The sequence below is a fragment of the Micrococcus sp. APC 4021 genome (assembly GCF_030407635.1).
Taxonomy (GTDB): Bacteria; Actinomycetota; Actinomycetes; order Actinomycetales; family Micrococcaceae; genus Micrococcus; species Micrococcus luteus.
In genome coordinates this window covers 1-10,143 of the sequence record NZ_JASDCZ010000083.1, presented here as the reverse complement: position 1 = coordinate 10,143, position 10,143 = coordinate 1, and the positions used below count along the sequence as shown (strand labels likewise).

9 protein-coding genes and 4 tRNA genes are annotated in these 10,143 nt (G+C 75.2%); 7 read left to right on the top strand and 6 right to left on the bottom strand.

The genetic code is table 11. The features are described 5' to 3' along the window. From rpe to QL983_RS08140, 5 genes are all read right to left on the bottom strand, one after another. On the bottom strand, positions 1-606 hold a 606-nt coding region (gene rpe / locus QL983_RS08160), incomplete at its 3' end, for a ribulose-phosphate 3-epimerase (protein WP_290152234.1). Positions 607-622: 16 nt separating this feature from the next. Then, a complete protein-coding gene (locus tag QL983_RS08155; protein ID WP_049145384.1) occupies positions 623-2,254 on the bottom strand; it encodes a transcription antitermination factor NusB in 1,632 nt (543 codons plus the stop codon). Further along, entirely contained in the window at positions 2,251-3,351 is a 1,101-nt protein-coding gene (locus tag QL983_RS08150) for a methionyl-tRNA formyltransferase (protein WP_049145381.1), read from the bottom strand. Before QL983_RS08150 ends, QL983_RS08155 begins: the two co-directional genes overlap by 4 nt. Next, positions 3,348-3,932, bottom strand: coding sequence for a peptide deformylase (gene def, locus QL983_RS08145; RefSeq protein WP_049145378.1), 585 nt, complete (start codon positions 3,930-3,932; stop codon positions 3,348-3,350). Before def ends, QL983_RS08150 begins: the two co-directional genes overlap by 4 nt. After that, positions 3,929-4,918 (bottom strand): hypothetical protein, encoded by a 990-nt coding sequence (locus QL983_RS08140; protein ID WP_036383776.1) that lies wholly within the window; start codon positions 4,916-4,918, stop codon positions 3,929-3,931. Before QL983_RS08140 ends, def begins: the two co-directional genes overlap by 4 nt. A gap of 158 nt (positions 4,919-5,076) precedes the next feature. On the opposite strand from QL983_RS08140, the gene QL983_RS08135 reads away from it, so the two are divergent. The 4 genes from QL983_RS08135 (at position 5,077) to QL983_RS08120 (ending at position 5,471) form a co-directional block, all read left to right on the top strand. Next, a tRNA-Gly gene (locus tag QL983_RS08135) sits at positions 5,077-5,150 on the top strand. An 18-nt stretch (positions 5,151-5,168) separates the two neighbouring features. Continuing rightward, positions 5,169-5,239: transfer RNA gene (locus QL983_RS08130), tRNA-Cys, on the top strand. 58 nt (positions 5,240-5,297) lie between these two features. After that, positions 5,298-5,369: transfer RNA gene (locus QL983_RS08125), tRNA-Val, on the top strand. A gap of 28 nt (positions 5,370-5,397) precedes the next feature. Then, a tRNA-Gly gene (locus QL983_RS08120) sits at positions 5,398-5,471 on the top strand. 99 nt (positions 5,472-5,570) lie between these two features. Here QL983_RS08120 and QL983_RS08115 read toward each other — a convergent pair. Beyond that, complete coding sequence (locus QL983_RS08115; protein ID WP_049147987.1) at positions 5,571-6,461, bottom strand: siderophore-interacting protein; 891 nt, start codon at positions 6,459-6,461, stop codon at positions 5,571-5,573. A gap of 161 nt (positions 6,462-6,622) precedes the next feature. On the opposite strand from QL983_RS08115, the gene QL983_RS08110 reads away from it, so the two are divergent. From QL983_RS08110 to QL983_RS08100, 3 genes are all read left to right on the top strand, one after another. Next, entirely contained in the window at positions 6,623-8,218 is a 1,596-nt protein-coding gene (locus tag QL983_RS08110) for a pyridoxal-dependent decarboxylase (RefSeq protein WP_290152228.1), read from the top strand. After that, the gene (locus tag QL983_RS08105; protein WP_036313286.1) at positions 8,215-9,540 is read left to right on the top strand and encodes a SidA/IucD/PvdA family monooxygenase; all 1,326 of its coding nucleotides are present in this window, start codon (positions 8,215-8,217) and stop codon (positions 9,538-9,540) included. The genes QL983_RS08110 and QL983_RS08105 overlap by 4 nt, the downstream gene beginning before the upstream one ends. 5 nt (positions 9,541-9,545) lie before the next feature. Then, the coding region (locus QL983_RS08100) for a GNAT family N-acetyltransferase (protein WP_290152225.1) at positions 9,546-10,143 on the top strand (598 nt) is incomplete at its 3' end.

Below are 10,143 nucleotides of genomic sequence, written 5' to 3'. Positions count from 1 at the left end.
GAACACCGCGGAGCCGGCCACGAACACGTCGGCCCCGGCCTCGGCCGCGCGTTCGATGGTCTCGCGGTTCACGCCGCCGTCGACCTGGAGGGCCAGCGGGGCGGGCCCGCCGTCGAGGGCGCGGCGGGCCCGGCGGATCTTCGGCAGCACGACGTCGAGGAACGCCTGCCCCCCGAAGCCGGGCTCCACGGTCATCAGCAGAAGCATGTCCAGCTCCGGGAGCATGTCCAGGTAGGGCTCGACCGCGGTCGCCGGCCGCAGCGCCATGCCGGCCCTCGCTCCGGCCGCGCGCAGCTCCCGGGCCAGCCGGACGGGCGCGGCCGAGGCCTCGGCGTGGAAGGTGACGGACTCGGCCCCCGCCTCCGCGTAGCCGGGCGCCCAGCGGTCGGCGTCCTCGATCATCAGGTGGAGGTCCAGCGGCAGGTCCGTGGCGCGTCGGATCGCCTCGACCACGGGCAGGCCGAGGGTGAGGTTCGGGACGAAGTGGTTGTCCATGACGTCCACGTGCACCGCGTCTGCGCTGGGGATGCGGGCCAGCTCGTCGGCGAGGCGGGCGAAGTCCGCGGACAGGATCGAGGGGTGCAGGCGCGGGGCGCGGGCGGTCATGGGCGGGTCCTCTCGGTCAGGCGCCGGGGGCGCGCAGCAGGGCCAGGAACATGGCGTCGGTGCCGTGCCGGTGCGGCCAGAGCTGGGCCGTGCGGGCGACCACATCGGCTGGCTCCGGCGCGCCGGCGGGTTCGGCCTCGTCCAGGCGCAGGTCGTCGAGCGCGACGGTGTCGAGGGCGGTGCGGGCGTCGAGCAGCTCCAGCTCGGGGTGGCGGCGCACGAGGTCCTGGACCTGGACGACGGTCTCCGCGACGTGCGGGGAGCAGGTGACATAGGCGAGCACGCCGCCGGGGGCGAGGACGGAGACCGCCGCGTCGAGCAGCTCGGCCTGCAGGCCGGTGAGCTCGGCGAGGTCGGCCGGAGTGCGGCGCCAGCGCGACTCGGGTCGGCGGCGCAGCGCCCCGAGGCCGGTGCAGGGGGCGTCCACGAGGACGCGGTCGAACGCCGGGGCCGCCTCGGGGGCGTCGGCGATCGTGCGACCGTCCCCGGCCCGGACGGTCCAGGCGTCGGCGGGCACGGCGGCGAGTGCCTGCCGGACGAGGTCGGCGCGGTGCGGGGCGACCTCATTGGCCACGAGCGTCGCCCCCCGCTCGGCGGCGAGGGCGGCCAGCAGGGCCGCCTTGCCGCCAGGGCCGGCGCACAGGTCGAGCCAGCGCTCGGCCCGCCCCTCGGCCGCGGGGACGGGTGCCTGGGCCAGGGCACGGGCGGTGAGCTGGGAGCCGGCGTCCTGGACGCGGAGCACGCCCTCGCGCACCCCGGGCAGACGGCCGGCGTCGCCACCGGAGTGCAGGGCGGAGTCCGGGGCCAGCGGCCCGGGCTCGGCGCCGTCGTCGAGGGCCGCGGCGAGCGCCTCGGCCCCGCCGGCCACGGGCAGGGCGACGAGGTTGACCACGGGCGGGGCGTTGTCCGCCTCGAGCAGGGCGGCCAGCTCGGCGTCGCGGTCGGCGGTGTGGCGGGTGCCGCGGTGGGCGGCCAGGGCCTGGCGCAGCGCGCGGACGATCCACACCGGGTGCGAGGCTCGGACGGCCAGGGCGGCGTCGCCGCCGTCGGCGGGGGCGACGTCGGCCAGCCACTCGTCGAGGGGGCGTTCGGCGACCCGACGCAGCACCGCGTTCACGAACCCGGAGGCGCCGGCCCCGATCTCGGCGCGCACGAGGGAGACGGTGGCGTCGAGGGCGGCGTGGGCGGGCACGCGCATGCCCAGCACCTGGTGGGCGCCGAGCCGCAGGGCGTCGAGCACGGGTGGGTCGATCTGCTCGAGCGGGCGGTCCACGCAGCGGGTCAGGATCGCGTCGTACAGGCCGAGCCCGCGCAGGGTGCCATAGGCGAGTTCGGTGGCGAAACCGGCGTCGCGCCGGTCGAGGCGGGCCTGGCGGATGCGCGCCGGGAGGACCAGGTTCGCGTACGCGTCCTCGGCGTGGACGGAGCGGACCACCCCGAACGCGACGCGGCGCGCCGGGTCGGCGGTGCGGGAGCGCTGCGACGGCGCCTGCGCCGAGTACTTCCGTCCCGCGCCCGAGCGACCCCGGTTGCGGGTGCGCCCCTGCGCATCCCGGCGGTCCTGGGCGTCCGGCCGGGGTGCGCGGCCGCGTTCCCCGCGGGCCCCTCGCTCGCCCCGGCCCTGTCCTGCCTGTCCTTCGCGGCTCATGCGCGCGCCTCCTCGTCCTGTGCCGCGGCGTTCCGCGCGGCCTCGCGTGCCGCCGCCCGGGCGGCGGCCTCCCGGCGGGCCTGTTCTTCGTGGTGGGCGAGCGCCTCCCCGGCCAGCAGCGCGGCCCCGGCGGCGGCGCCGCGCGCCCAGTCGGCGGCCGGCATCAGCTTCCTGCCCGCCGGCTGGACGCGGGAGAGCCGGACGGCCCCGCCGGACGTGCGCAGCCAGGCGGCCTTCGCGGCCACCAGGATCTGCCCGGGAGCCGCGGCATCGAGGGCGGAGGGCCAGCCGTCGTCGCCGGCGCGGACCGGGGCGACGCCGTCGAGCTTGAAACGGGCCGGGGCGGCGCCGTCGTCCGCGGTCAGCCAGCCCCAGGCGCCGGGCTCGGGGGTGACGCCGTTGATCCGGGCGGCCACCTCGGCCGCCGGGCGGGCGGGGTCCACCAGGCCGTCTGCGGCCGTGAGCTTCGGCGCGTGGGTGGGTTCGCCGCGCTGGGGCGTGGCGGTCGCGGTGCCGTCCGCCAGGCGGTCGAGCACGTCGATCACGAGCGGGCCGCCGCGCTCGGCGAGGTCGGTGAGCACGGCCCCGGCGGTCTCGTCGGCCGCGACGGGGCGGGTGAGCCGGGCGAAGACGGGCCCGGTGTCCAGGCCCTCTTCGAGCTGGAACACGTCGGCGGCGATCTCGGTCTCCCCGGCCATCACGGCGCGCTGGACGGGGGCGGCGCCGCGGTAGGCCGGCAGCGCGGAGAAGTGCAGGTTGAGCCAGCCGTGACGGGGGATCTGCAGGGCCTCGACGGGCACGAGCGCCCCGTAGGCGACGACGACGGCCACGTCCGCCTCGAGCACCCGGATCGCCTGGAGGGCATCGGCGCCCTCGGGTCCGCGGAGTCGGTCGGCCTTGAGCACGGGCAGGCCGGCCTCCTCTGCCGTGACCGCGACCGGCGACGGGGTCAGCACCCGCCGGCGCCCGACCGGGGCGTCCGGCCGGGTGAGCACGCCGACGACCTCGTGGGGCGAGTCGAGCAGGGCGCGCAGCACGGGCACGGCGGTCTCGGGCGTGCCGGCGTAGAGCACGCGCAGGGGCGTCGGGGCGGTCATCGGGCGGCTCCTGTTCCGGCGGCGGGGACGGCGGGGGCGCCGAAGACCGAGCTGACGGCGGCCGCGCGCGCGGCCCCGATGCGACGAGCGGCGCGGTCCACCTCGCCGGCGCGCATGCGGCGGCGGGCCTCACGGCGTTCCTCGCCGTCGAGGCGGTCGACGTAGAGGATCCCGTCGAGGTGGTCGGTCTCGTGCTGGAGGCAGCGGGCGAGCAGGCCGGTCCCCCGGTGCTCCACCGGGTTCCCGTCGACGTCGGTGCCGCGGACGACGGCTTCGGCGGCGCGCGTCGGGTGGTAGCGCAGCCCGGGCACGGACAGACACCCCTCGCCCGGCTCCCGCAGCGCCTGCCCGGCGGTCTCGAGCACGGGATTGACCACATGCCCGGCGACGCCGGCGACGTCGAACACGAAGACGCGCAGACCCACGCCCACCTGGGGTGCGGCCAGGCCCACGCCCCCGACGGCGTGCATCGTCGCGATCATGTCCGCCACGAGGGCGCGCACGTCCGCGCCCGCGGGCACGGGCGACGCGGCGGTGCGCAGGACGGGGTCGGGGACGGTGCGGACGGGCAGGACGGTCACGCCGTCACCCTATCGCCGCCCTCGGCGGCGGACGCCGGGCGCGACGACGACCCGTCGGGCGCCACGTCCGGGGCGGCATGGGAGCCGCCGCCGAACGCCGCGGCACGCACGGCCTGCAGACCGGTGGCCGCCGACGCCGGGACCGACGGCGGAGGCGGGCCGATGACGCGGAGCGCGGGGCCGGCGTCGTCCACGGCCTGCGCGTGCTTCCAGACCTGGCGCAGGGCCCAGAACTTGTGCCAGTGGCGGGGCAGCACGCCCGGGTTGGCCTGGTGCACGGCGACCTCAGTCTCCCCCAGGGCGACGCCGAGCAGCATCTCGGCCTGGCCGTGCCGCCACTCCTCCCAGGTGCCAGCCTCGGGATCCACGAGGGACTCCTCCGCCTTCAGGCCGGCGGTCAGCTGCATGACCACCTTGGGGTCGAGCGCCTTGACCCGTCCGTCCCGCCCCGTGCCCTTCGTCTTGTAGTCGATCAGGCACAGCCGGCCGCCGATCCGGGCGACGAGGTCCAGCGTGCCCGCGTAGCCCACCGTGTGGTTCCAGACGGTGATCTCGGCCGCGATCGGCCGGACGTCGTAGAGGTCCCACCACTCGTCGAAGCGGTCCGCGTAGGCGCCCTCGCCGTGCTCGATCAGCCGGGCCCGGGCCTCCGCCATGGTGTGGGGGCGGCCGAGGGCGCGCTGGGCCACCTGCTCGGCGTAGTCGTGCACGCGGTCCCCGCGCTCGGCCGCGGCGTCCCGGTAGCGGGCGGCGGCGTCGGCGGACTGCCGGGCCACCTGCTTCAGGCGCGCCGCGGAGCCCACGGATTCCGCCAGGCGCGGATCCTGGGTCACGGACTGGGCCGCCATCCACCCGACCCAGCCGTCCAGGTCCGTCTTCTCCATGCCGATCACGGTGGTGATGGACGGGACCTCGGGCAGGCCCGAGAGGGAGCGCGCGTACATGCGTCCGTGGGGGGTCTGATGCGCGAGGCGTGGCTGGGTCATGGTCAGCCATTCTGGCAGGGTCCCCGGACCCCCGACGGGGTGGCCCGACACGCCTCCGGACGCCGATTTTGCATCCGGGCGGAGATGGCCTAGAGTTCTTTCTCGTTGGAAAACGCAGGTGAGCGGCTCAGAGGAGCGGATCCCGGCGGCACCGACACGCGGATGTAGCTCAGTTGGCTAGAGCGCCACCTTGCCAAGGTGGAGGTCGCGAGTTCGAATCTCGTCATCCGCTCGCTCAACCTTCACCCCTGGTCGGGTGGCCGAGAGGCGAGGCAGCGGCCTGCAAAGCCGTATACGCGGGTTCGAATCCCGTCCCGACCTCGCAGGCTTCTCCGACCGGGAGTGGCGGCATGTTCACCACCTCTTCGGAGGTGGACGAGCGCGATTGGCGCAGCGGTAGCGCGCTTCCCTGACACGGAAGAGGTCACTGGTTCGAACCCAGTATCGCGCACGGAGACGATCCGTGAGGATCGACTCAGGCGGATGTAGCTCAGTTGGCTAGAGCGCCACCTTGCCAAGGTGGAGGTCGCGAGTTCGAATCTCGTCATCCGCTCCCACGCGAAGGGCCCCTCCTGGCGGAGGGGCCCTTCGTCGTTCCGGGGCGTGCGGTCGGCCTCGTGCTCGGAGCACGGACGCCGACCATCGGACGGGATCAGAGCCGCGGGCCGTCCACCCGCCAGTAGCCGCTGAACATGATCGCGCGCTTCGGTGCGATGCCGCGGCGGACGATCACCCGCCGCGCCGCCGTCGCGAGCGACTGCTCGCCGCACGCCCACACGTGGTCGCGGGGCGCGGCGGGGAGGTCCTCGAGGTGCGGCGTGAGCAGGGCGCCCGGCACGGCGTCTCCGCGGTGCAGGACCGTGAGCGTGGCGCCCTCCGGGACCTCGAGGGCGGGGACGTGGTCACGGCCGGGCACCTCCAGGACGACGTCCATCCGGCCCCCGCGCGGCGTGCGACGCTGCGCGGCGAGGGCGGCGGCGATGCTCGGGACTGCGGTCTCGTCCCCCACCACGAGGTGCGACTCCCCCGCCGCCGGCAGACGATAGGCGCCCGTCCCGGTGCGGAAGCCGGCGACGTCGCCCGGACGTGCGGTGCGCGCCCACGTGCCGGCGGGGCCCGCATGGTCGTGCACGACGACGTCGACGTCGATCTCACCGACGGAGGGCCGGTGCTCGGCGACCGTGTACCACCGCAGATCCGGCCGCACGTCCTCGGGGATCCGCCCGACCGCTCGCCGCGCATTGAGCGCCGCGGGATCGGGCATCACGAGCGCCCGCCCCGGGGGCGGGGTGAGCAGCCCGAAGTACTCGTCGCAGCCCTGCGGGGTGAACGTGCGGAACTCCTCCGCGGCGAACGTGAGACGACGCAGCCGGGGGGCGAGCAGCCACGTGGCGCGGACCGTCATGGTCCACTGCGGATACTCGTCGCGGTCAACGGGCATCGCCTGGCCGAGGGCCGCGAGCCCGCGGTAGGCCTTCATCTGCAGGGCCTCGACACGCGAGGGACGGGCGGCAGGCGGGGGGAGGACGGAGGAGCTCGTCATCCGGTCAGCATAGGTGAGCCTCACCTTTGCTGGAGTCCTCCCTTTGAATACTTCACGTCATTGTTGCGTATTTGCTTTCTTAGGTAAGGCTTCCCTACTGTGCGGGACGTCCGTGGCGGACGCCGCCCGGAGCCGACGACCCCCTCACGGAAGGCCCTCCCATGCTCCCTCGCCTGTTCGGACTCGGCGATCCCGCCGCCTACCTCGACGCCACCGGCAGGGCGGCCCGGGTGGCCGTCGACACCGCCTACGACCGCGCGGGGGTCCACCCGGACACCCCGTCGACGCACCTGGCCGACGCCGTCGGCGCCGTCGACTTCTCGCAGCCGACGGGCAGCCTCGACGACGCCCTCGCCGAGGTCGCGGAGCTCTACGCCCACCAGACCACCGCCTACCACCACCCGCGCTATGCCGCTCACCTCAACTGCCCGGTCCTGCTCTCCAGCACCGCAGCGGACACCGTGCTCGGGGCGCTCAACACGGCGGTCGAGTCCTGGGACCAGGCCCGCTCCGCGGCGCTCATGGAGCAGCGGCTCCTGGCCGAGGTCGGACGCTGGTGCGGGTTCGCCGCGGGCGACGGCGTCTTCACCTCCGGAGGGTCGGCCTCCAACCTGCAGGCCATGACGCTGGCCCGCGGCCGCGCCGTGCAGCGCCTCACCGGCCACGCCGGGCTCGCCGACCTGCCCGCCGAGGTGCTCGGCTCGCTGCGCGTCTTCGTCAGCGCCGCCACGCACTACAGCATCGCCAAGGCAGCCGGCCTGCTCGGGCTGGGTCGCCACGCCGTGGTCGTCGTCCCCACCGACGCCGCCGGGCGTCTGGACCCCGGGGCCCTGGCCGAGGCGGTCGAACGTGAGGTGGCCGCCGGTGCCGTGCCGATGGCCGTCGTCGCGACGCTGGGGACCACCGACCGCGGCGCCATCGACCCGCTGCCGGCCATCGCCGACGTCGCCGAACGCCACGGGATGTGGGTCCATGCGGACGCGGCCGTGGGCGGGATCCTCGCCGCGAGCGCGGCGACGCGCCACGAGCTGCCGGGGCTGCACCGTGCGGACTCGGTGACGATGGACTTCCACAAGACGTTCTACGTGGGGCTGGCCTGCAGCGCGCTGGTGGTGCGGGACGCCGAGAGCCTGCGCCATGTGACGGTGCATGCGGACTACCTGAACCCGGAGGACAGCGTCCATCCGAACCTGGCGGATCGGTCCTTGCAGACGAGCCGCCGGTTCGACTCGCTCAAGCTGTGGCTGACGCTGCGTGAGCATGGGGCCGAGGCGGTGGTGTCCCTGTTCGCGGGGGCGCGCGAACGCACGCGGCAGGCGTGCGGGATCCTGCGGGCCCGGCCGACGTTCGCGGTGCTGGAGGATCCGACGCTGGTGACAGTGCTGTTCCGGGTGCGGGCCGAGGGACTGTCGGAGGAGGAGTGCACGGCGGTGCAGGCGGCGACGCACCGGGAGCTCGTGGCCGGCGGGCGCGCGCTGATCGCGACGACGGTGGTGGACGGGGTGCCCCATCTGAAGTTCACGATCCTGAACCCCGCGGTCACCTCGGGCGAGCTGGAGGCGCTGGTCGACGTCGTGGAGGAGGCGGCGCTGCGGCACGCCGACGCGGTGCGGGCCGGCCGTCACCGGAGGCGCGGGGCGGGGCGGAACCGTCCGCATGCCCCGTCGGCCTCCGTGTCCTGCACGCTTCCCTCGTCGGCGGGACCCCGTCCGTCCGCGGCGCGCGTGGTTGAGCACGGAGAGCAGGTGTGCGCATGAGCCCGGCGTCCACGTCCCCCCGCCGCGTGCTCGCGATCGGGCTGGGCCCGTTCGACCTGAGCCTGGCCGCGCTGGCCCACCCGCTGCCCGACGTCGAGGTGGAGGTGGTGGAGAGCCGCGACGCGTTCGTGTGGCACCCGGGCATGATGCTGCCGGGCGCGCAGATCCAGGTGCCGTTCCTCGCTGACCTGGTGACGTTCGCGGACCCGACCTCCCCGTACTCGTTCCTGGCGTATCTCAAGGCGATGGGCCGGCTTCACCGCTTCTACATCCGGGGTTCCTGGTACCCGCTGCGGCGGGAGTTCTCGGACTACTGCGCGTGGGTGGCAGCCCAGCTGCCCGGCATCGCCTACGGGACCACGGTGACGGCGGTGCGGTGGGACGAGCAGGCGGACGAGTTCGTGGTGGAGGCGGCCTCCGCGGCCGGGACCAGCACGCACCGGGCCGACCACGTGGTGGTGGGCACGGGCACGGTGCCATCCCTGCCCGCGCCGCTCGCGCGCGTCGCGGAGGAGGCGGTCCGGGTCGGCGCGTCCCCCGTGGTGCACACGGGCGAGTACATGGGCCGTCGCGAGGACATCGTTGAGGCCGGGTCGGTCCTGGTGGTGGGCAGCGGTCAGTCGGCGGCGGAGTGCGCCCTGGACCTGCTGAACGCGGGCCACCCGGACCTCACGTGGGTCACGCGCTCACCCCGGTTCTTCGGCATGGAGGTCGGCCAGCTGACGCTCGAGCTGACCTCGCTGGACTATGAGCGGCACTTCGCCACTCTGCCCCGGGCGCGGCGGGATGAGATCAACGCGTCCCACCGGTCCCTGTACAAGGGGATCAGCGAGCACACGATCGAGGACGTCTACCACGCGCTGTACGAACGCCAGGTGGGTCCGCTGGACCCGGCCCGGCTGTGGCCGGGCACGTCGGTGGCGGACGCCCGCCTGGTCGCGGGCCAGGGCGCGCCCCGGGTGGAGGTCACCCTGCGCGATGAGGAGACCGGGGTGACCGCGCGGCACGTGGTGGACCGCGTCGTCGCGGGCACGGGCTACCGCCACCCGGACCATCCGTTCCTGGAGCCGGTGCGGCACCTGCTGCGCGTGGAGGACGGTCGGACGACGGCGAACGCGGACCACGCGATCGACGTGAGCGGCCGCCGGATCTTCGTGCACAACACCGCCGAACAGCCCCTGGGGCTCACCGGCCCGGACCTGGGCATGGCGGCGGAGCACAGCGGCCGCATCCTCAGCACGATCGCCGGCCGCGAGGTCTACGCGCAGGCCGAGTCGATCGCGTTCCAGGACTTCGGTGCCGTCGCGGCGGGCGTCCGGTGAGCGCCGTGACGCCGCCGCAGACCACCGTGGACGGTGCGGCCGCGAGCGCGGCCCGTCGTGTGGAGCTCCGTCCCGTGGGCGCGCAGGACCATCCGCTGCTGCACCGGTGGGTGACGTCCCCGCACGCCGTGTACTGGGAGATGACGGAGGCGGGCCTGGCCGACGTCGTGGCCGAGTACGAGGCGATCGCCGCGCACCCGCACCACCACGCGCACGTGGGGCTCGTGGACGGGACCGCGACCTTCCTGGTGGAGGTCTACGACCCGGCCCACTCGGAGCTGGCCGGACGGTATGCGGGCGCGCCCGGCGACATCGGCCTGCACGTGCTCGTCGCCCCGACGGACACCCCGGTGCCCGGGACCACGGACCTGGTGATGGCCGCGGTGGTGCGCTGGTGCCTGGCCCAGCCGGGGGCGCGGCGCGTCGTCGTCGAGCCGGACGAGCGCAACGCCGCCATCCGGGCGAAGAACCTGGCCGCCGGGTTCACGGAGCTCGGTCCCGTGGCGCTGGGATCCAAGACGGCGATGCTCTCGATCGCCACGCCCGAGTCCTTCACTGCCAGCCGGATCGGCGTCCTCGCCGCCGGGCTGGACCTCACCCTCC

What these genes read in the sequence shown, in the direction of transcription:
- QL983_RS08155 (WP_049145384.1), bottom strand. Translation starts at nt 2,254, where the DNA reads ATGAGCCGCGAAGGACAGGCAGGACAGGGCCGGGGCGAGCGAGGGGCC.
- QL983_RS08150 (WP_049145381.1), bottom strand. Translation starts at nt 3,351, where the DNA reads ATGACCGCCCCGACGCCCCTGCGCGTGCTCTACGCCGGCACGCCCGAG.
- QL983_RS08140 (WP_036383776.1), bottom strand. Translation starts at nt 4,918, where the DNA reads ATGACCCAGCCACGCCTCGCGCATCAGACCCCCCACGGACGCATGTAC.
- QL983_RS08115 (WP_049147987.1), bottom strand. Translation starts at nt 6,461, where the DNA reads ATGACGAGCTCCTCCGTCCTCCCCCCGCCTGCCGCCCGTCCCTCGCGT.
- QL983_RS08110 (WP_290152228.1), top strand. Translation starts at nt 6,623, where the DNA reads ATGCTCCCTCGCCTGTTCGGACTCGGCGATCCCGCCGCCTACCTCGAC.
- QL983_RS08105 (WP_036313286.1), top strand. Translation starts at nt 8,215, where the DNA reads ATGAGCCCGGCGTCCACGTCCCCCCGCCGCGTGCTCGCGATCGGGCTG.